Here is an 18,998-nt window from a genome sequence, read left to right on the forward strand (position 1 = left end):
GGTTCTCCTCGGTGTGTGGATCAGTGGCGGGCGCGCCGGACGACCTGCTCGGCGTGCCGCAGCACGGGGGCGTCGACCATGCGGCCCTGGTAGGCGAAGACACCGCGATGCCGCGGCGCCTGTTCGAGAACCGCACGCGCCCAAGCGAGTTCGTCGTCGGTGGGGGCGTAGGCGTCGCGGATGACGGCCACCTGGCTCGGATGGATGGCCACCTTGACGTCGAACCCGACGGCCACCGCGTCCTCGGCCTCGGCCCGCAGACCGTCCAGGTCGGCGATATCGAGATACACCGAGTCCAGGGCCAGCCGCCCGTGTGCCTTGGCTGCCAGCAGCGCCGTCGAGCGCACGTGCTTGGCGACGTCGCGGTAGCTGCCGTCGGCGTGCCTGCTGGACGCGCCGCCGAGCCCGGCGACCAGATCCTCCGCACCCCACATGACGCCGATGGTGTTGTCGGCGGCCGCGGTGCGCGCCACCTCCAGCGCGCCGAGCGGCGATTCGATCAGCGCGATCACCTCATAGGCCGACAGCGCCGCCAGCTGGGCGGTCGACTCGCATTTGGGCAGCATGATCCGGCGGTAGCCGGTCTCGATGAGCGCGGCCAGGTCGTAGCGGTGGTCCTCGGTGCCCGCGGCATTGACCCGCACGATGGTGGTCTCCGGGTCCAGCGGGGTGTCGACCAGCGCCTTGCGCGCTGCGGCCTTATCGCTCGCGGCCACGCCGTCTTCCAGATCGAGGATCACCACGTCGGCCGCGGCGGCGGCCTTGGCGAAGCGTTCGGGCCGGTCGGCCGGGCAGAACAGCCAGGCCGGACCGCTCATCTGCCACATCATGCCGACTCCGGACGCATACGGACCAGCGTCTTCCTGGTGGCGGTCGCTACGACATCGCCGTGCTGGTTGCGGGCGGTGTGCGCGAAGCTGACGATGCCCTCGCCCGGCCGCGACTTCGAGGCCCGCTTCTCGGTGACGACGGTTTCGGCGTAGAGGGTGTCGCCGTGGAACAGCGGCTTCGGGAAGGCGATATCGCCGAAGCCGAGGTTGGCCACCAGCGTGCCCTGCGTCAGCTGCGCCACCGACAGCCCCACCAGTGTCGACAGCGTGAACATCGAATTCACCAGCCGCTGGTTGAACGGCGGCTGCGTCTCGCTGAACGCGGCGTCCAGGTGCAGTGCCTGGGTGTTCATCGTCAGCGTGGTGAACAGGACGTTGTCGGCCTCGGTGATGGTGCGGCCGGGCCGGTGCTCGTAGACCACGTCGGTCTCGAACTCCTCGAACCACAGTCCCCGCTGGACGACGCGGCGTAGCTCGCTCACAGCCCCAGCTCCCGTGCGATCAACATCAACTGCACCTCCGTCGTGCCCTCGCCGATCTCCAGGATCTTGCTGTCGCGGTAGTGCCTGGCCACAGGGTATTCGTTCATGAAGCCGTAGCCGCCGAAGATCTGAGTGGCGTCGCGGGCGTTGTCCATGGCCGCCTCGCTGGAGATGAGCTTGGCGATCGAGGCCTGCTTCTTGAAGGGTTTGCCGGCCAGCATCAGCGCGGCCGCGTCGTAGTAGGCGGCGCGGGCGGTGTGCGCGCGGGCCTCCATCCGGGCGATCTTGAAGGCGATGGCCTGGTTGGTGCCGATCGCCCGGCCGAAGGCCTCGCGTTCCTTGGCATAGCGCACGCTCTCGTCCACGCAGCCCTGCGCCACACCGGTGGCGAGCGCGGCGATGGCGATGCGGCCTTCGTCGAGGATGCGCAGGAAGTTCGCGTAGCCGCGGCCGCGTTCGCCGAGCAGGTTCTCCTGCGGCACCCGGACATCGGTGAACGAGAGCGGATGGGTGTCGGAGGCGTTCCAGCCGACCTTGTTGTAGGCCGGTTCGGCGACGAAACCGGGGGTGTCGGTGGGCACGAGGATGGTGGAGATCTCCTTCTTGCCGCCCGATTCGCCGGTCACCGCCGTCACCGTCACCAGCGTGGTGATGTCGGTGCCGGAGTTGGTGATGAACTGCTTGCTGCCGTTGATCACCCAGTCGCCGCCGTCGGCGACCGCGGTGGTGCGGGTGCCGCCCGCATCGCTGCCAGCGCCGGGTTCGGTGAGCCCGAAAGCGGCCAGGTTGCGGCCGCTGGTGAGCTGGGGCAGCCACCGCTGCTTCTGCTCCTCGGTGCCGAAGCGGTAGATCGGCATCGCACCGAGCGACACCCCGGCTTCGAGGGTGATGGCCACGCTCTGGTCGATCTTGCCCAGTTCCTCGAGCGCCAGGCACAGCGCGAAGTAGTCGCCGCCCATCCCGCCGTACTCCTCGGGGAACGGCAGCCCGAACAGGCCCATCTCGGCCATGCCCTGGACCACCTTGTACGGGAAGGTGTGGTTGGCGTCGTGTTCGGCGGCGACGGGGGCCACCACCTGGTTGGCGAAATCGCGGACGGTGAGCGCGAGGTCGCGGTATTCGTCGGGAAGTGTTCCGGTGGAAAGGAAGTCGGTCATCGTGTGGTCCTATCGGTCAGCAGCTGCGGCGGTGGGGGAGTCGGCGGTCGGCGCCGGGGCGTGGATCTTGGCGAGCACCTGGTCCAGGCTCACCTGATCGCCGGGCCGCACCAGCACTTCGACGGTGCCCGCGATCGGCGCGGTCAGCGAATGCTCCATCTTCATCGCTTCCACCACGACGACGGGCGCGCCCGCGGTCACCTCGGCGCCGGGTTCGACCGGCACCGCGATCACCGAACCGGGCATGGGACTGCGGATTTCGGCGTCGCCCAGGTCGGCGTCGCCGGCTCGGACGTTGACCTCGGCCACCTCACGCAGCGAGCAGACGCCGAACGTGCCCGCCACCCACAGCCGGTTGTCGTGTTCGGCCAGCCGGTAGTCGCGACGCAGATCGTCGACGGTGATCGTCAGCAGTCCGGGCGCGGTGAGCTCGGCGGATACCGCGACCGGTGCACCGTCGTCGCCCACTTGCAGTTGGGCAGCCGCCGGTGTTCCGGTCAGGTGGACGTGTTCGGTGCGATTGCCGCCCTCGAGCCGGATCGTCGTGGGCGCGGCAGTGCCCACCCGCCAGCCGGTCGGCTGATCCCACGGATCGCCCGGCTCGGCAGGCCAGCGGCGCAGCCAGTGGTAGACGGCGGCCGCGGCGAACGCATCGTCGGGCACCGGTGCGGGCGTGAAGTCGACGGCCCTGCGGTCCAGCAACGCGGTGTCCAGACGTCCGGCCACCACATCGGGGTCTTCGAGCAGGAAGCGCAGGAATTCGATATTGGTGGTCACGCCGAGGACGACGGTCTCGCCCAGCGCCCGGTCCAGCGCCGCCAGCGCGGCCGCGCGATCGGGACCGTGCGCGATCACCTTCGACAGCATCGGGTCGTAATCGCTGCCGACGACGGTGCCGACCCGCAGCCCCGAATCCACCCGCACACCCTTGCCGCTCGGTTCGGCGAGATCGACCACCGTGCCGCCGGTGGGCAGGAAGCCGCGACCCGGATCCTCGGCGTAGACGCGCGCCTCGACGGCATGACCGACGAGCCGGATGTCCTCCTGCGCCAGCGTGATTCGCTGTCCGGCCGCCACCCGCACCTGGCATTCGACCAGGTCGACGCCGGTCACCATCTCGGTCACCGGATGCTCCACCTGGAGGCGGGTGTTCATCTCCATGAAGAAGAACTCGTCCGGGCGGTCGGCCGAGACGATGAATTCCACCGTGCCCGCACCGACGTAGTCGACGCTGCGCGCGGTATTGCAGGCCGCCGCCCCGATCCTGGCCCTGGTGGCCGCATCGAGCAGCGGCGAGGGCGCTTCCTCGATCACCTTCTGATGCCTGCGCTGCAAGCTGCATTCGCGTTCGCCCAGATGCACGACATTGCCGTGCTGGTCGGCGAGGATCTGCACCTCGATATGACGCGGCCGGGTGACGAAGCGTTCGATGAACAGGGTGTCGTCGCCGAACGCCGCGGCGGCCTCGCGCCGGGCGCTGACCAGCGCGGCGGGCAGCTCGCCGGGCTCATGCACCAGCCGCATGCCCTTGCCGCCGCCACCCGCGGACGGTTTGACCAGCACCGGATAGCCGATGTCGGCGGCGGCGGCGATCAGCGCGTCGTCGTCGAGACCGGGCTCGGCGATACCGGGCACCACCGGGACGTCGAACGCGGAGACGGTGTTCTTGGCGGTGATCTTGTCGCCCATCACCTCGATCGCCTTGGCCGGCGGGCCGAGGAACACGATATCCTTCTCGGCCAGCGCGGAGGCGAAAGCGGCGTTCTCGGACAGGAATCCGTAGCCGGGATGCACCGCCTGGGCCCCGGTGCGGACGGCGGCGTCGACCACCTTGGCGATATCGAGATAGCTCTCGCGGGCGGGCGCCGGACCGAGCCGCACCGCGACGTCGGCCTCCCGGACGTGCCTGGCGCCGGCGTCGGCGTCGCTGTAGACGGCGACCGAGCGGATACCCATGGCGCGCAAGGTGCGGATGACGCGCACCGCGATCTCGCCGCGATTGGCGACCAGGACGGTGTCGAAACCGACGGGATGATTCGTATTCAGCATTCTCATCACATCCGGAAGACGCCGTAGGAGACAGGTTCCAGCGGAGCCTGCGCACACACCGACAGGGCGAGGCCGAGCACCGTTCTGGTGTCGGCGGGGTCGATCACGCCGTCGTCCCAGATCCGCGCGGTGGAGTAGTAGGGGTTGCCCTGCCGCTCGTACTGCTCGCGGATCGGGGCCTTGAACTCCTCCTGATCCTGCTCGGTCCAGGGCTTACCGCTGCTGTCGAGCTGATCGCCGCGCACCGTCGACAACACCGACGCCGCCTGCTCGCCGCCCATTACCGAGATCCGGGCATTGGGCCACATCCACAGGAACCGCGGCGAATACGCGCGCCCGCACATGGAGTAGTTGCCCGCACCGTAGGAACCGCCGATGACGACCGTCAGCTTCGGCACCCGCGCGCACGCCACCGCCGTCACCATCTTCGCGCCGTGCTTGGCGATGCCGCCGGCCTCGTAATCGCGTCCGACCATGAACCCGGTGATGTTCTGCAAGAACAGCAGCGGGATCTTGCGCTTGTCGCACAGTTCGATGAAATGGGCGCCCTTCATGGCGGATTCGCTGAACAGCACGCCGTTGTTGGCGACGATGCCGACCGGATGGCCGTGGATATGGGCGAACCCGGTGACCAGGGTCTTGCCGTATTCGGCCTTGAATTCGTGGAAGCCGCTGCCGCCCTCGGGGTCGCCGTCGACGATGCGGGTGATCACTTCGCGCACGTCATAGGGAGTACGCAGGTCGACGGGCACCACATCATAGAGCTCCTCGACCGGTGCGGCGGGCTCCACCGGAGTGCGCACTTCCCACGGGCTTTCGGGCCGCGGGCCGAGCGTGCCAACGATGCGCCGCACGATGCGCAGCGCGTCCTGATCGTCGTCGGCGAGATGATCGGTGACCCCGGAGGTGCGCGAATGCAGCGCCCCGCCACCGAGTTCCTCGGCCGTGACCACCTCACCGGTGGCCGCCTTCACCAGCGGCGGCCCACCCAGGAAGATGGTGCCCTGATCGCGCACGATCACCGCTTCATCGCTCATCGCCGGCACATACGCACCGCCCGCGGTGCACGAACCCATCACCGCCGCGATCTGCGCGATGCCCTTGGCGCTCAGATTCGCCTGGTTGTAGAAGATTCGACCGAAATGCTCCCGGTCGGGGAACACCTCGTCCTGATGCGGCAGGTACGCGCCGCCGGAATCGACCAGGTAGACGCACGGCAGATGGTTCTGCAACGCGACTTCCTGGGCGCGCAGATGCTTCTTCACCGAGATCGGGTAGTAGGTGCCGCCCTTGACCGTCGCGTCATTGGCGACGATCACGCATTCGCGTCCCGACACCCGCCCGATCCCGGTGATGACGCCCGCGCCCGGGCATTCGTCGTCGTACATCCCGTTCGCCGCCAGCGGCGACAGTTCGAGGAACGGGCTGCCCGGATCGAGCAGCTGATCCACTCGCTGGCGTGGCAGCAGCTTGCCCCGCGCGATATGACGCTGCCTGGCCTTCTCCGGACCGCCGAGCGCGGTTGTCGCGAGCCGGGCACGCAGATCGGCGACCAGCGCCTGATGCGCCGCGTAGTTGTCGGAGACCGCAGCGCTCGCACGCGGGTCCTGAGTAATCGTCATCACGCCATCCTGCCGGTCAGTTAATCGCTGATAACTGGAATACAGGTTAATCTTGACTAACCGAGTTGTCCAGACCGGCTGGGAGGAGCGCCGATGACCGGCACGGAAACCGGCACGCTCACGCGCCGTGAACAGCAGAAAGCCGAGCGCAGGCGGCAGTTGCTCGATGCGGGCGCGCGCCTGATCGCCGACCGCGGGTTCCTCGGCATGCGCCTGGACGATCTCGGCGCGGCCGTCGGCATCAGCGGGCCCGCGGTGTACCGGCATTTCCCGAACAAGGAAGCGCTGCTGGTCGAACTGCTGGTCGGGGTCAGCCGCAGGCTCTTCGAAGGCGGAGAGGCGGTGGTCGCGGATGCTCCTTCGCCCGGCGAGGCACTCGCCAGGCTGGTCGATTTCCATCTCGATTTCGCGCTCGGCGAGCCCGAGCTGATCCGCATCCAGGACCGCGACCTCGACAACGTCCCCGAACCGGCCCGCCGCGAAGTGCGCCGGTTCCAGCGCCGCTACGTCGAGATCTGGGTGGGCGTCCAACGCGAACTGCATCCCGGCCTGGCCGAGGACGCGGCGCGGGTGAAGGCCCACGCCGCGTTCGGCCTGATGAACTCCACCCCGCACAGCGCGACCCCGGCCACCGCCGCCCGAGCACGCGCGATCCTGCGAGAGATGGCGATCGCCTCGCTGAGCTGACCGGAGTGCCGGCCGATGGGTGGCGGTCTGATTGCCGCCGTGGCCGGTGGGCCGGACGCGGCTGTGCTCGCCGCGTTCGATCCGGTTGTGGTTGCCCCGCCTCGTGTCGGCATCGCGGGTCGACCCGGTCCGGTAGTGGTCGCCGGGCTGGATACGGCCGTGGCCGGTGTGCTGGATCGACCCCCTCATAGCGCCGACCCGGCACGTCGGGTGCTCGGGCGTGTGGCGCGGCCACTGGCATCACCCAGGCGGACATGCCGCGCCTCCGCACACCAGCGCCCCGATCGACCGATCACCGGGCGCTCCAACCTCCGTCCATGGTGTAGGACGCACCCGTGACCATGCCCGCCTCCGGTCCGGCCAGCCAGGCGGTGAGCGCACCCACCTCTTCCGGTTCGACCAACCGCTTGATCGCGCTCTCGGTGAGCAGAATCCGTTCCAGCACTTCGCTTTCCGCGATGCCATGGGTGCGCGCCTGGTCGGCGATCTGCTTGTCGACCAGGGGAGTGCGCACATAGCCGGGGTTGATGCAGTTGCTCGTCACACCGTGCCTGCCGCCTTCCAGCGCCGTCACCTTGGAGATGCCCTCCAAGGCGTGCTTGGCGGCGACGTAGGCGACCTTGTACTCCGAGGCCCGCAGCCCGTGCACCGAGGAGATATTGACGATCCGGCCGAACCCCTGCGCGTACATGTGCGGGAGCGCGGCCCGGATCAGCAGGAACGGCGCCTCGGCCATCAGCGTCATCAGGGTGCGGAACCGTTGCGGCGCGAACTCGGTGATCGGGTCGATGCTCTGGATACCGGCATTGTTCACCAGGATCTCGACCTCGAGCGTCAGCTCTTCGAGTTCGCCGACATCCAGCAGATCCACGCCCCACACGCTGCCGCCGATCTCCTCCGCCAGCGCTTTCGCACCGACTTCGTCGATATCGGCGACCGTGACGTGGGCACCGCGGCCGGCGAGCGCCCGCGCGCATGCCGCACCGATCCCGCTCGCGCCACCCGTCACCAGGGCACGCCGCCCGTCGAGGGTGCTCATCGCTGCGCCCCCTCGGTGTGGGCCGTGTTGCCGGTTCGGGTTGACCGCATCGCTATCGCCATTGGCTGCGCTGCGGCCGTCGTGCGGACCCTCATCGAGCTAACGCACCCAGACGCACACCGATCGGGCAGCTTCCGGGCGGCGCTCCCATGGTGGCCGGCGGGCCACGGCTGCTGGGCGCCTTTTGTGCTGTCGGGGTGGTCGTGGCCCAGAGCCATAGCGTCCTCGGCTCGCTTAGCCCGCACGCGCCCAGCCCGCACGCGCCCGGCCCGCACGCGCCCGGCGCCGCGTTCGAATGTGCTCATTTCGCCGTCACGGTGGCAGGGGCGGGGGCGGCGGTGGTCGCCGCTCGCTCGGCCTCGGTCGCCAGGTACTTCGCATCGGCCGAGTCGATCTCGGCCAGATCCAGTCCGCTGGTCTCCCTGGCGACGATCACCGCGACGGCGGTCAGCGCACACGCCCCGGCCAGGTACCAGGCGATCGGCACCGAGGAGTCGAAGATGTCCAGTAGCCGCACCGCGATGATCGGGGCCAGCGAACCCGCGACGATCGAGGTCACCTGGTAGCCGAGGGAAACACCGGAGTACCGCATCCGGGTCGGGAACATCTCCGCCATGATCGCCGGCTGCGCCGCGTACATCAGCGCGTGGAACAGCAGGCCGATGATGATCGCGGCCAGGATGACCGCGTTGTGCCCGCTGTCCATCATCGGGAAGGCGAAGAATCCCCAGGTGCCCGCGGTGATCGCGCCGACCAGATACACCGGACGCCGCCCGAACCGGTCGCTGAGCCTGCCGACCATCGGGATCGCGAAGAAGTGGATCGCGTGCGCGATCAGCAGCCACCACAGGATGGTGTCGGTATCCAGATCGACCTGCACCTTCAGATAGGTGATGGTGAACGTGACGACCAGGTAGTACATGATGTTCTCGCCGAAGCGCAGGCCCATCGCGGTGAAAACGCCACGCGGATAACGCTTCAGCACCTCGACCACGCTGAACGAGGTGGCGCGGGCCTTCTCGGCCTCCTGCTGCGCGGCGACGAAGATCGGCGCGTCGGTGACCTTGGTGCGCACGTAGTAGCCGATCAGCACCACCACCGCCGACAGCCAGAACGCGACTCGCCAACCCCAGCTCAGGAACGCCGCCTCCGACAGGGTGGAGGTCAGCGCCAGCAGCACCACGGTCGCCAGCAGATTGCCCGCGGGCACACCCGCCTGCGGCCAGCTCGCCCAGAATCCGCGGCTGCGGTTCGGGCTGTGCTCGGCCACCAGCAGCACCGCGCCGCCCCATTCACCGCCGACGGCGAAGCCTTGGATGAACCGCAGGATCACCAGCAGCGTCGGCGCCAGATACCCGACCTGGCCGAAGGTGGGCAGACAGCCCATCAGGAACGTCGCCGCGCCCACCAGCAGCAGGCTGAACTGGAGCAGCTTCTTGCGCCCGTACTTGTCACCGAAGTGACCGAAGACGACGCCGCCGAGCGGGCGGGCCGCGAAGCCGACCGCATAGGTGACGAATGCCGCCAGGATCGCGTCCAGATCGCTGGTGGTCTCGGCGAAGAACACCTTGCTGAACACCAGCGTCGCGGCGGTGCCGTACAGGAAGAACTCGTACCACTCGACCACCGTGCCCGCCATCGACGCGGCGACCACTCTTCGCAGGCCGGTCGGTACTCCTTTGTCGTCGGTCTTCGCCGCGTCGTGCACGCTCATCGTCGAAACTCCCTCATCATCGCGACCACATCACTGATCGAATGTGATGGCCGCCACAGGCCATGACGATGAGTATCAGTGCACACCGATGTCGGCGGCAATGACCAGATGCGCAGGGCGTATCTGCAAAAATGCAGAAATGAAAGCCTCCGCTTCGGGTCCGGCTCGTCGTCCCAGCGCCGATGATCTGCTGGTCCTGCTGGCTGTCGGCCGCTCGGGCCGCTACGTCACCGCGGCGAATGAGCTCGGCATCAACCACACCACCATCGCCCGCCGCATCGCCGCGCTGGAGCAGGACCTCGGCGGGCGCGTGCTCACCCGCTCGGCCGGCGGTTGGGAGCTCACCGAACTCGGCCGCATGGCGCTGGTCGCGGCGGAGACCATCGAGACGGCCGTCAAGTTCATGGCGGGCCCGCGGCACAAACGCGAGCTGGAGGGCGTGGTGCGGATGTCGGCCACCGACGGCTTCAGCGCCTACCTCGCCGCTCCCGCCGCCGCGCGCGTGCGGCGCGACCATCCGCGGGTCGCCGTCGAGATCGTGGCGACCACGCGCCGCGCGTCCCAGCAGCGTTCCGGCCTGGATATCGAAGTGGTCGTCGGAAAACCGCAGGTGCAGCGCGCCAAGGCGATCCGGCTCGGCGACTACTGCCTCGGCCTCTACGGCTCCCGCGACTATCTGGCCGAGCACGGCACGCCCGCGTCCATCGCCGACCTGAGCGCCCATCCGCTGGTGTACTTCATCGACTCGATGCTCCAGGTCGACGATCTCGATCTGGCTTCCAGCTTCGTGCCGACCAAGCCCGACTCGGTGACCTCCACCAACGTCTTCGTCCATGTCGAAGCCACCCGAGCCGCCGCGGGCCTCGGCCTACTGCCCTGCTTCATGGCCGACCGCCACGCGGACCTGATCCGCGTCCTACCCGAGGCCGTCACCATCCGCCTGTCCTACTGGCTGGTGGCGCGTCCGGAAACCCTGCGCCGCCCGGAAGTGTCCGCGGTCGTCGACGCCCTGGTGCAGCTGGTCCGCGAACAGCAGCCGGTGCTACTCGGCAAATACTGAGATTCGCTCACGGCAGCTGCCCACTCCGATACCACTCGACGACCGACCGCGCCGCGTGTGCCCGATCGGTTCCGGCCACGACCACCGTGTACCAGGTGGCGAGGCCGTGCAGCCCGTTGACCGAACATTCGTACCCGATCCGGTGCGCCAGTCCGCGCACCCAGCGCAGCGCCCGGGTCCGCTCGTCGCGCGAGGTCTGCCCGATGTCGCACACGATGAGCAGCCGTCGCGCGGCGATCGAGAGCGCGGATGTGGTTGCCATTCCGCATAGTTGGCGTTCGACCGGGCCCTCCCGTCGGATGCGGTCGAATATGCGGACGACGCCCGCGCTGCTCGTGCGGTCGCGGAAGAGGAACTCGATCATGGACCGATCCAGGATCACGATGGTGGCGGGGGTGGTCGCTGCGAGTTCGGTGGTGCGCGGGTTCGTTGAACCGGTCGTGGTCGTCGCGCCGGATCCGATTGCCGCGCTCGGTATCCGGGACATCCGCCGCGAAACATGCGGCGCCCCACCGTAACTGGATGTCATGCCTTGCCGGCGGAACTCCGCGACGACCGAATCGAGCAGGCGGCCCGGCCGTCCGATGACGACCGGTGACCGCGCCGCCCTCGATACCGCCGCCGGTGAGCACCGCCGCACCGACGACGACGGCGCGCCGCTACGGTTCATCTTCGTCGCGATCACGACCGCCGTCCTCCTCTGCTGGGATGTGCGGCGCTCGGGCGTCGAACATCTCCTTGATGCGGGCCTTGATCTCGGCGGTGCTGAAACCCGACCCGCTGTCGGTCGCCCGGTCCGTGATTCCGGAGGTGGTCATGGAAACTCCTGACATTGTTCGGCCCTGTCGTTCGCTGCGTGCTCGGATTTTTCGCGCAGCAAAAATCAGGCCGTGAATTCGGAAAACAGAACCCGACTGTCCGAGGAAAATGCGAGATTTTGTCGGGGTGGTGGCGGATCGGGACGATCCGCAAAAATCGGTCGGCGGCAGATGTGCGCCGTACTGGTGAAAAGTGGCTCAGCCCTTACGCTTCCGCGTGATCACCGACGTCCCTGCCTCGCGTTCGCGCTTCGCGGCCCGGCGCTCCTTGATCGTGGTTTCGGATTTCTTCAGCGCCTTACCGCGGGATTTGTCAGCCATTGTCGCTCCTGCTTTCGAAGTTCCAACTGACTCCGACCATACGTCAGGAAAAAATAAAAGCCAGCCCGCCGGGACCTCGCCGCACAACCTGCCCACTCCGCAAGCTCCTCCTCCCCGCCCACGAGCACTCACGCCAACCGCGCACCCGCCGAGCGCTACATGAGCGAGGGGCCTACTCGAAGTTTGCCTCGCTCATGTAGCACTCGGCGCGCGTGATTGGACGGCTGAGTGGCGGGAGCGGCTTATGGTGGGCGGATGGCGACATTGTCGGATCCGAAGGTGCGCGATTTTCTGACCGAAGGCACGCGGACGGCCAAGGTGGCGTTCACGGCCGGGGACGGGCGGCCGGTGGTCGTCCCGGTGTGGTTCATCGTCGAGGGTGAGGAGTTGGTGTTCAACACCGGCAAGACCTCGGCCAAGGGTAAGGCGTTGGCTCGCGACAACCGGATCGCGCTGTGCGTGGATCTCGAGCAACGGCCGTATGCGTTCGTGCAGGTCCAGGGCACCGCGACGCTGTCGGAGGACCTGGATGAGCTGGTGCGCACCGCCACCGCGATCGGTGGTCGGTACATGGGCGCCGACCGGGCCGAGGAGTTCGGCAAACGCAACGGAGTGCCCGGCGAGCTGGTGGTGCGGGTGCGGCCGCACAAGGTCATCGCGGCCTTCGATATGGCCGGCTGAATAGACTCGTCGGACGCCACACCCGAACCGAGGAAGAGGACGTCCCATGACCGAGCTACGGACCCGCGTGCCCGCGCCCGGTCGTCTCCGCCGCGCGGAAGGGGCCGGTTCATGACGGTGCATTTCATCGGCGCCGGTCCCGGCGCCGCCGACCTGCTGACCGTGCGCGCGGTCAACCTGTTGCGCAGCTCCCCGGTCTGCCTGTACGCCGGCACCTACCTCGACCCCGACGTGCTCGCCCACTGCGCCCCCGGCACCGAGCTGATCGACACCCAGCACCTGGACCTCGACCAGATCATCGCCCACCTGGTGCGCGCGCACGAGTCCGGCCTCGACGTCGCCCGCCTCTGCTCCGGCGACCCGTCGATCTACTCGGCCCTCACCGAACAAACCCGCCGCCTCGACGCCCACGGCATCCCCTGGGACGTCACCCCCGGCGTCCCCGCCTACGCCGCCGCGGCCGCCATCCTCGGCACCGAACTCACCGTCCCCGAAGTGGTGCAATCGGTGGTCCTCACCCGCACCCAGGCCCGCTCCACCGCCATGCCCGAATCCGAGGCCCTGGCCGAATTCGCCCGCACCGGAGCCACTCTCGTTCTCCACCTGGCCATCACCCGCATCCGGGGTCTGGCCGAGGAACTCGCCGGGTTCCACGGCCGCGACTGCCCCGTCGCGGTCGTGTACCGCGCCAGTCAACCCGAAGAACTGGTCCTGCGCGGCACCCTCGCCGATATCGCCGACCAGGTCGAAGCAGCAGGCCTACGCCAGGCTGCCGTGATTCTCGTCGGCCGGGCCCTGCAATCCGGAATCTCCTGCGCGGGGTCTCATTTGTATGACCCGGGGCGGGATCGGGGTGCCGGTGAGCTCGGATCACCCCGGAAGTAGTGCGCGTCCCTTGCTATCACCGCAGGTAGACGGTGTGCTTGAGCTGCACTGCCCCTGATATCGAGCCCAGTATCGGCCCGGCTCGCCAACTGGTCGTCTGCTAAGGTCGGTGGGTCCTGAGCCGTCACAGGTCGAAAGGGTGGGGATGGCGCGCAGAATCATGATGATGTTGCTCGCGGGTGCTGTTGTGCCCGGGGTGGTTGCGTGCGGGGGGAGTACCGAGGGGTCGCCGACGGCGGAGGGGAGTGCGACCAGTGCGAGTGCCGCTCCCGTCGAGCTGTGGGATCCGTGCACAGGAATCCCGGAAGACGTTATTGCCGCCGTCGAGCTCGTGCCTGAGACCAAGGAGAGTGGGATCGGCGGCGTTGATCAGACGGGCTGGGAGATATGCCGATGGCGCAATCGGGTCTACTCGATGACGGTGTTCTCGACTGATCGGCCTGTCGCCGAGTTCGAGAGCAAGCCAGGGAATGTCGAATTCCAGGACGTCACCGTCGCTGGACGTGCCGGCCGCCAGTTCAAGGTCGAAGGCGCTTCCAAAGATCTCCTGTGTGATGTGCTATTCCCGGCGAAGCAAGGGGTCGTTCAGCTTCGTGTTTCCAAACTGATGAGCGTAGATAATCCCGAAGACCCATGTGCGATTCTGGATCGCGTGGGTGCTTCGATTGTTCCCGTATTTCCACAGTAATCGGGGGGTATACGCCAATGGCTGACACGGAGCTATGGGGTCGCTTAGCCGAGCAGGCTCGTTCGGGGGAGCTGTACCTGGACGACCAGCAAGCAGCTTACGAATGCGCCAAAGCGTGCGATCAACACCTCGCAGAGCTGGACAGTCTTGGCATCCTTGCTCAGGATGCCCAGAACGTCTCCGGATTCGGCGATTTCAAAATGGCCGGTGACCTCGTGAAGAAGTTCCTCGCCCAGGCCACCGGCGAGGACCGCTCGATCGATGCCGTAATCCGCGAACACATCGAAGTCGTCAAGGACATGCGCGAAGTCTTCGCCCTTTCCTTCAAACGCATCACCGGCCAAGACATCGAGAACACCGCCACCATCACCGCTGCCGGGCAGGTGCCCTGATGGTGTTCATTCCTTCCTCGAAACTCGGCATCCTCGGTTGGGACTTCGGCGATATCGCGTCGAATATTGGTATCGGGATCACCAACTTTATTGCCGGCGAGGACCTGAAGCCGGATGTCAACGCTGCGGATGTGCAAAACAAGTACAACACGCAGCGCGATGGGGTGCGGAGCAAGGCCGGCGAGATCGGGTTCCAGGGTGAGTTCCGTCCGCCGCAGGTGTTGGACGAGGATGAATTCGAGGCCTTCGATGTCGCCACGTTGCGGCAGAAGGTCGACCAGATCAATATCAAGGCGGTCAGCGATCTCGTCTCGACGTGGAACACCATCGGCGATCGCGCCAAAACAACTCTCGACACGTTCAATACCGCCATGCAGCGCGCCACCGATGAGAGCATCTGGAAAGGTGCTTCGCGTGATGCCGCGTTGGCGGGTGTGCGCGATTACGTCACCAAGTCCGCGCAGCTCGTGAACTCGGCCAAGCTGACGTCCAGCAAGCTGGCCGAACTCCAGACCGGTCTCGAACCGACACTGGCTCTTGTTCCGCATGCGCCCGAGCACCGTAGCGGCGTGGATAACCTGCGTTCCGCGATCGCGGGCCGGGGTTGGCGCAATGACGATGTCGCGAACCACAATGCGAAAGTCGAGGCCGTCCGCGTCCTCACCACGGTGTATGCCCCGGTGATCCGGGAATCCGACACCCGCGTCCCGTACATTCCGCGCCCGCACAACCCGCTCTCGAACGACAACGGCAATGGGAACGGTAACGGCAATGGGAACGGCAACGGAAATGGATCCGGGAACGGCACCGGCGGCGGTACCGGGACCGGCGGCGGGACATCTGTAGAGCCGAAGCAGCCCACCGAAACGGGCGGCGAGGAAACCGGCACCGAGTCGCAAGACCCGTCGACCACCGCCGCGAGCACCGAATCCGGCACCACGACCCCGCAGTCCACGACACCGGCAGGCACCTCCACCGCGCCCGCGTCGACGTCGACCTCCGCCGTGCCCGTTGGTGCGGCGACGACCGGATTCCCCGGTCGCGGAGGCGGTTCCGGAGGACGCGGTTCGGGTTCGGGTGGTTCGGGTGGCTCCGCGCCGGGGCTCGGCCGGTCGCTGCCCGGCGGTCAGGGCGCGGGAGGTGCCGCCGCGAATGCCGCTGCGGCCCGTGGCGGTGCGGGTGCCGGTGGGCTCGGCAGGACAGGTATGCCGGGCATGATGTCGCCGGGTGCGCGTGGCGGCAATTCTTCCGAGGAAGAGTCGTCGAAGGGCGTGCCGGATTACCTGATCAATCAGGAGAACGGCAATGAACTCACCGGACTCGATTCCCTGGCGAAAACGGTGCCCCCGGTCATCGGCGAGTAAGACGAGATTCTCGAGGATATCCGCGTGAGTACTGTGCGGCGGTGGCGTTTCACCGCGCTCGAATTCCGGACGCTGTGGGACGCCACCGGCCGCGACGTGCTGCCCTATCCGTTGCAGCATCAATTCACTACCGAGTTCCGTTCGGAAACAATGCGTTTGCGGCAAGCCGCGGCGAAAGCACTGCAACCGCAACTCGACGACGACCTGTTGCGCGCGGTGCACGTCCTGCTCGCCCCCGAGGCCCGCGTGGAACTCGCGGGCTATACCGGAACCGCCCGCGACCGGAAACTGCGCGCGCATGCCGGCGTCCACCACGAGCACGGCGCGATCGCGGTGCAGGCTCCCGGGCCGGACAACGAGCACGGCGGTGACGTCACCCTCGCATTCCTCCCCGACACCGCCGTCGCACGCGAAGTCGTCAGCGTTCTGCCCGAATGCGGTCCAGGCCACGCCGAGCAATTGCGTATCGCAGCCGAGGATTTGGAGAAGCCCGCCCCCGTCGTTCGCGATTCCTGGCGGACGACGCCGCGTCAAGAATTCGAGCGTTTCTTCGCCCGCCCCACCGCGTGTATCGCGCATATCGGCGTCTACGCTTTCGGAAGCCCCGACAACCGGCACACAGTGGGTCGCAAGGATTTTCAGATCACCGATTTCGAAGACGACGGCCGCTACGTCACTGTCGGCGACAACGTCATTGTCACCAAACCCACGACGAGCGACCGGATCGCCACCACCTTGCAGGACATGCTGTCCCGGACCGTGACTGCGGTGCGTGACGGAATCTATTCGGCACGCTGATTTCCCCGCGGTGCGCGTCAGCCGGTTCCCTACCTCCGGATAACAGCACCGCGGCCGGAGCGGCAACGACCGCACACTCATCGGCTCGCCTCGCGCGGCCGACCCGGATATCCCATCACCACCGTGCGCCGGCGCCGTGAGTCCGGCGTGATACGCCCGGCCGCGACAAGTGTCGCGAATGCGGCGTGTTTGCGGGCGCAGTCGTGCTCACGGTGATGCTGCATGGCGCGGTGCGCATCGTCGAGCGACAGCGGTGCCAGCGGCAAACCGCAGGTCCACGCCGTCGGATCGAACACCGGAGCCGACCGCGCTGGCCGTGCCCGCCGGTGCGTCGGCGGATCCGGCCGATCGACCGGCCACACGCATCCCACGATGAGCACCGCCACCCCGCACCCCGCGAGCGCCGACACGACGCCGGTCAGCACATGCCACGAATCCACCGCATTCACCCCCGCCCACCCAGCTGCCGCACGAGCCCATCTCGAACAGCCCGCAAGATCGCAACCTCCCTCGCCAAGTCCTCGTCCGAACGCTGACGAGGGGGACAAGAGACCGGACTCTGCGGCGTGTCGCCTGCCTCATGTCCCCCTCGTGGAAACGGTGTGTTCATGGGTGTCCTCTCTGGTCGGGCACTCGGCGCCGGGGGCTTTCGCCACCGACCGGCGGCATTGCGGGTCGGTGTGCCGAAAGGGTCGGCATCGGCCCGGCGCCGGGTGCGGGACCAGACTCGCTGGACGGTCGGGGTTAGGCGACGCCAGAAAGTGCGCAGCCGTGATGTGCAGAATCTGCCGTTGACATCCCTGACGTGCGGTTTCGGGTCTAGAGTTCGCTCACTACACATCGCAGGGGGCATCGATGGACGACGAAAAGCTCACGGCCGCATGGGAAATACCAGCGTTTCGCAGGCTGCTGGCCGCCGGTGAGCCGGGCCGGGCGCTGGCACTGGTGCGTCAGCGGATGGGCCTGACCCAAGCCGATTTCGGGCAGCTACTGCATTGGGACCGCACGCATACCGGCCGAGTGGAGCGCGGCGAGGTCGGCACCATCTTCGACCTGCGCGAACTCTGCCGCGCCGCCGACGCACTCGGCATCCCGCGCACCGCCCTCACCCCACTCTTGCTCGGAACCGCCGATCCGGGGACCATCGGAAGCGGGGACGAAGGAGCCGAGGACGTGAACCGCAGACAGTTCGGCCTGGCAACGACGGTCGCACTCACCGCAACCGCCGCCGACGCCCCAGGCCCGGTCAAGGTCGGCACCCCGCACATCACCTACCTGCACGACCTCAACCGCCGACTCTGGGAGCACGACAACCGATTCGGTGGGGGAGGGATCGCGCGATACGCGCTGGAGCAGTACCGGTTGGCGCGGAGGTTGCTCGATTACGGGGAGTACGGGCCGCGTATCGGTGCGGAATTGGCAACGGCAACGGGATGGCTGTCGAACACGGCGGCTTGGCTCGCCCGCGATACCGGTCGGCCGGATCTCGCGCGCCAGTGTCTCGGCGAATCGGTGCTGCTGGCCGAACAGCACGGCGACGCTTCACTACTCGCCGCCGCCCTCGGTGATCTGGCGAACGTCGCCATCGCTGCCCCGACCCGAAGCCGCGAGCCGGTTCGGCTGGCCTGCCGCGCCAGTGAGCTCGCCCGATCCTCCCCGTCCCGTCGACTCAACGCGCTACGCGCCGCCGAGGAATCGACCGCGTACGCCGCCGTGGGCGACAGCGATGAGTTCGAACGCGCCATCGTGCGGATGTGGCGGGAAGTCGACCGAGGACTCGACGGAAACGACGACCCCGCCTGGCTCGACCACGTAACCGAAGCCGAACTGACCGTTCACGAAGCTCGCGGCCGCCGACTCCTCGGCCAACACCACCGCGCCGCCACCCTCTTCCACCAAAGCCTCACCCGCCCCGGCAACCTCCCCCGAGACGAAGCCTCCTACCGCACCTACTACGCCGCCTCCCTCACCGGCCTGGGCGACACCACCGAAGCCCTCGCCGCCGCCCACTCCGCCCTCGACCTCCTCGCCGGCCCCGTCGAATCCCCACGCCTGCTGGCCGAGCTCCAGCCGCTCCGGACCGCGATCCAGCATTCCCGCACCGACTCGGCCGCGTCATTCCGCCGTCGATACGACCGGTTGGTCAGTGCGCGACTCTGACGCGCGGCTTGCTCGAGCGGTACGCAGCCAATCTGCGCCGAAACCGCCCCTGAAATGGGCAAAGCTCGGCAATCTCGGTCCAGGCGGCGGCGCCGTAACCTTCAACAGCGCAAGCCCTTATTAAAGGTTGTCGCATAACCTTTAATAAGGAGCTGCCGTCTCGGTCTCCGGGCGCGGAGATCCACCCACCGCGCATCGATGCTCGACCCGGCGGCATCGGGGGTGCATCGTCCTCGGTTGGTTGCGGTGCA

20 protein-coding genes are annotated in these 18,998 nt (G+C 67.6%); 9 read left to right on the plus strand and 11 right to left on the minus strand.

The window, feature by feature from the left end:
• Window positions 1-20 precede the first annotated feature (20 nt).
• From FEK34_RS21925 to FEK34_RS21945, 5 genes are read right to left on the minus strand one after another with little or no spacing between them, the layout of a single operon-like run.
• The gene (locus FEK34_RS21925) at window positions 21-830 is read right to left on the minus strand and encodes an HpcH/HpaI aldolase/citrate lyase family protein (RefSeq protein ID WP_138450465.1); all 810 of its coding nucleotides are present in this window, start codon (window positions 828-830) and stop codon (window positions 21-23) included.
• Complete coding sequence (locus tag FEK34_RS21930; protein ID WP_138450467.1) at window positions 827-1,312, minus strand: MaoC family dehydratase; 486 nt, start codon at window positions 1,310-1,312, stop codon at window positions 827-829. Before FEK34_RS21930 ends, FEK34_RS21925 begins: the two co-directional genes overlap by 4 nt.
• Window positions 1,309-2,469, minus strand: coding sequence for an acyl-CoA dehydrogenase family protein (locus tag FEK34_RS21935; RefSeq protein ID WP_138450469.1), 1,161 nt, complete (start codon window positions 2,467-2,469; stop codon window positions 1,309-1,311). The genes FEK34_RS21930 and FEK34_RS21935 overlap by 4 nt, the downstream gene beginning before the upstream one ends.
• A 9-nt stretch (window positions 2,470-2,478) precedes the next feature.
• Window positions 2,479-4,518 (minus strand): acetyl/propionyl/methylcrotonyl-CoA carboxylase subunit alpha, encoded by a 2,040-nt coding sequence (locus FEK34_RS21940; protein ID WP_138450471.1) that lies wholly within the window; start codon window positions 4,516-4,518, stop codon window positions 2,479-2,481.
• Window positions 4,519-4,523: 5 nt separating this feature from the next.
• Window positions 4,524-6,140 carry a carboxyl transferase domain-containing protein gene (locus FEK34_RS21945; RefSeq protein WP_171048328.1) on the minus strand — a complete coding sequence of 539 codons (1,617 nt, stop codon included), beginning with the start codon at window positions 6,138-6,140 and terminating at the stop codon, window positions 4,524-4,526.
• 93 nt (window positions 6,141-6,233) lie between these two features.
• Between FEK34_RS21945 and FEK34_RS21950 the strand changes: the two genes are divergently transcribed.
• The gene (locus tag FEK34_RS21950) at window positions 6,234-6,827 is read left to right on the plus strand and encodes an SACE_7040 family transcriptional regulator (RefSeq protein ID WP_138450473.1); all 594 of its coding nucleotides are present in this window, start codon (window positions 6,234-6,236) and stop codon (window positions 6,825-6,827) included.
• A 292-nt stretch (window positions 6,828-7,119) separates the two neighbouring features.
• On the opposite strand, the gene FEK34_RS21955 is transcribed toward FEK34_RS21950, so the two are convergent.
• On the minus strand, window positions 7,120-7,866 hold the full coding sequence (locus FEK34_RS21955) for a 3-hydroxybutyrate dehydrogenase (RefSeq protein ID WP_138450475.1): 747 nt from the start codon (window positions 7,864-7,866) through the stop codon (window positions 7,120-7,122).
• A gap of 301 nt (window positions 7,867-8,167) precedes the next feature.
• Window positions 8,168-9,580 carry an MFS transporter gene (locus FEK34_RS21960; RefSeq protein WP_138450477.1) on the minus strand — a complete coding sequence of 471 codons (1,413 nt, stop codon included), beginning with the start codon at window positions 9,578-9,580 and terminating at the stop codon, window positions 8,168-8,170.
• Window positions 9,581-9,719: 139 nt separating this feature from the next.
• Between FEK34_RS21960 and FEK34_RS21965 the strand changes: the two genes are divergently transcribed.
• Window positions 9,720-10,640: a LysR family transcriptional regulator gene (locus tag FEK34_RS21965; RefSeq protein WP_138450478.1), complete on the plus strand. Its 921-nt coding sequence runs from the start codon at window positions 9,720-9,722 to the stop codon at window positions 10,638-10,640.
• Window positions 10,641-10,647: 7 nt separating this feature from the next.
• Here FEK34_RS21965 and FEK34_RS21970 read toward each other — a convergent pair whose 3' ends face one another.
• The 3 genes from FEK34_RS21970 to FEK34_RS31195 all read right to left on the minus strand — a co-directional run bounded on the left by FEK34_RS21970 (window position 10,648) and on the right by FEK34_RS31195 (window position 11,779).
• A complete protein-coding gene (locus tag FEK34_RS21970; RefSeq protein WP_171048329.1) occupies window positions 10,648-11,325 on the minus strand; it encodes a hypothetical protein in 678 nt (225 codons plus the stop codon).
• Window positions 11,300-11,458: a hypothetical protein gene (locus FEK34_RS30100; RefSeq protein WP_171048330.1), complete on the minus strand. Its 159-nt coding sequence runs from the start codon at window positions 11,456-11,458 to the stop codon at window positions 11,300-11,302. The genes FEK34_RS21970 and FEK34_RS30100 overlap by 26 nt, the downstream gene beginning before the upstream one ends.
• Before the next feature lie 198 nt (window positions 11,459-11,656).
• The gene (locus tag FEK34_RS31195) at window positions 11,657-11,779 is read right to left on the minus strand and encodes a hypothetical protein (RefSeq protein ID WP_283206612.1); all 123 of its coding nucleotides are present in this window, start codon (window positions 11,777-11,779) and stop codon (window positions 11,657-11,659) included.
• Window positions 11,780-12,034: 255 nt separating this feature from the next.
• On the opposite strand from FEK34_RS31195, the gene FEK34_RS21975 reads away from it, so the two are divergent.
• From FEK34_RS21975 to FEK34_RS22000, 6 genes are all read left to right on the plus strand, one after another.
• Window positions 12,035-12,460, plus strand: coding sequence for a PPOX class F420-dependent oxidoreductase (locus tag FEK34_RS21975; protein ID WP_138450482.1), 426 nt, complete (start codon window positions 12,035-12,037; stop codon window positions 12,458-12,460).
• Window positions 12,461-12,571: 111 nt separating this feature from the next.
• Window positions 12,572-13,345 (plus strand): precorrin-4 C(11)-methyltransferase, encoded by a 774-nt coding sequence (gene cobM / locus FEK34_RS21980; RefSeq protein ID WP_138450484.1) that lies wholly within the window; start codon window positions 12,572-12,574, stop codon window positions 13,343-13,345.
• Window positions 13,346-13,490: 145 nt separating this feature from the next.
• Complete coding sequence (locus FEK34_RS21985; RefSeq protein ID WP_138450486.1) at window positions 13,491-14,033, plus strand: DUF3558 domain-containing protein; 543 nt, start codon at window positions 13,491-13,493, stop codon at window positions 14,031-14,033.
• A 17-nt stretch (window positions 14,034-14,050) separates the two neighbouring features.
• Window positions 14,051-14,425 carry a hypothetical protein gene (locus tag FEK34_RS21990; protein ID WP_138450488.1) on the plus strand — a complete coding sequence of 125 codons (375 nt, stop codon included), beginning with the start codon at window positions 14,051-14,053 and terminating at the stop codon, window positions 14,423-14,425.
• The gene (locus FEK34_RS21995; RefSeq protein ID WP_138450489.1) at window positions 14,425-15,789 is read left to right on the plus strand and encodes a hypothetical protein; all 1,365 of its coding nucleotides are present in this window, start codon (window positions 14,425-14,427) and stop codon (window positions 15,787-15,789) included. The genes FEK34_RS21990 and FEK34_RS21995 overlap by 1 nt, the downstream gene beginning before the upstream one ends.
• A gap of 24 nt (window positions 15,790-15,813) precedes the next feature.
• Window positions 15,814-16,587: an ESX secretion-associated protein EspG gene (locus tag FEK34_RS22000; RefSeq protein WP_138450491.1), complete on the plus strand. Its 774-nt coding sequence runs from the start codon at window positions 15,814-15,816 to the stop codon at window positions 16,585-16,587.
• A gap of 77 nt (window positions 16,588-16,664) precedes the next feature.
• On the opposite strand, the gene FEK34_RS22005 is transcribed toward FEK34_RS22000, so the two are convergent.
• On the minus strand, window positions 16,665-17,027 hold the full coding sequence (locus tag FEK34_RS22005) for a hypothetical protein (protein WP_138450493.1): 363 nt from the start codon (window positions 17,025-17,027) through the stop codon (window positions 16,665-16,667).
• A gap of 415 nt (window positions 17,028-17,442) precedes the next feature.
• Between FEK34_RS22005 and FEK34_RS22010 the strand changes: the two genes are divergently transcribed.
• Window positions 17,443-18,747 carry a helix-turn-helix transcriptional regulator gene (locus tag FEK34_RS22010; protein ID WP_138450495.1) on the plus strand — a complete coding sequence of 435 codons (1,305 nt, stop codon included), beginning with the start codon at window positions 17,443-17,445 and terminating at the stop codon, window positions 18,745-18,747.
• Window positions 18,748-18,998: the final 251 nt, after the last annotated feature.

It is taken from the genome of Nocardia cyriacigeorgica, from assembly GCF_005863245.1.
Taxonomy (GTDB): Bacteria; Actinomycetota; Actinomycetes; order Mycobacteriales; family Mycobacteriaceae; genus Nocardia; species Nocardia cyriacigeorgica_C.

Excerpts from the sequence above, each read along its gene's own strand:
- FEK34_RS21925 (WP_138450465.1), bottom strand. The coding sequence starts at position 830 with ATGATGTGGCAGATGAGCGGTCCGGCCTGGCTGTTCTGCCCGGCCGAC.
- FEK34_RS21935 (WP_138450469.1), bottom strand. The coding sequence starts at position 2,469 with ATGACCGACTTCCTTTCCACCGGAACACTTCCCGACGAATACCGCGAC.
- FEK34_RS21940 (WP_138450471.1), bottom strand. The coding sequence starts at position 4,518 with ATGCTGAATACGAATCATCCCGTCGGTTTCGACACCGTCCTGGTCGCC.
- FEK34_RS21945 (WP_171048328.1), bottom strand. The coding sequence starts at position 6,140 with ATGACGATTACTCAGGACCCGCGTGCGAGCGCTGCGGTCTCCGACAAC.
- FEK34_RS21950 (WP_138450473.1), top strand. The coding sequence starts at position 6,234 with ATGACCGGCACGGAAACCGGCACGCTCACGCGCCGTGAACAGCAGAAA.
- FEK34_RS21955 (WP_138450475.1), bottom strand. The coding sequence starts at position 7,866 with ATGAGCACCCTCGACGGGCGGCGTGCCCTGGTGACGGGTGGCGCGAGC.
- FEK34_RS21960 (WP_138450477.1), bottom strand. The coding sequence starts at position 9,580 with ATGAGCGTGCACGACGCGGCGAAGACCGACGACAAAGGAGTACCGACC.
- FEK34_RS21965 (WP_138450478.1), top strand. The coding sequence starts at position 9,720 with ATGAAAGCCTCCGCTTCGGGTCCGGCTCGTCGTCCCAGCGCCGATGAT.
- FEK34_RS30100 (WP_171048330.1), bottom strand. The coding sequence starts at position 11,458 with ATGACCACCTCCGGAATCACGGACCGGGCGACCGACAGCGGGTCGGGT.
- FEK34_RS31195 (WP_283206612.1), bottom strand. The coding sequence starts at position 11,779 with ATGGCTGACAAATCCCGCGGTAAGGCGCTGAAGAAATCCGAAACCACG.
- FEK34_RS21975 (WP_138450482.1), top strand. The coding sequence starts at position 12,035 with ATGGCGACATTGTCGGATCCGAAGGTGCGCGATTTTCTGACCGAAGGC.
- cobM (WP_138450484.1), top strand. The coding sequence starts at position 12,572 with ATGACGGTGCATTTCATCGGCGCCGGTCCCGGCGCCGCCGACCTGCTG.
- FEK34_RS21985 (WP_138450486.1), top strand. The coding sequence starts at position 13,491 with ATGGCGCGCAGAATCATGATGATGTTGCTCGCGGGTGCTGTTGTGCCC.
- FEK34_RS21990 (WP_138450488.1), top strand. The coding sequence starts at position 14,051 with ATGGCTGACACGGAGCTATGGGGTCGCTTAGCCGAGCAGGCTCGTTCG.
- FEK34_RS21995 (WP_138450489.1), top strand. The coding sequence starts at position 14,425 with ATGGTGTTCATTCCTTCCTCGAAACTCGGCATCCTCGGTTGGGACTTC.
- FEK34_RS22010 (WP_138450495.1), top strand. The coding sequence starts at position 17,443 with ATGGACGACGAAAAGCTCACGGCCGCATGGGAAATACCAGCGTTTCGC.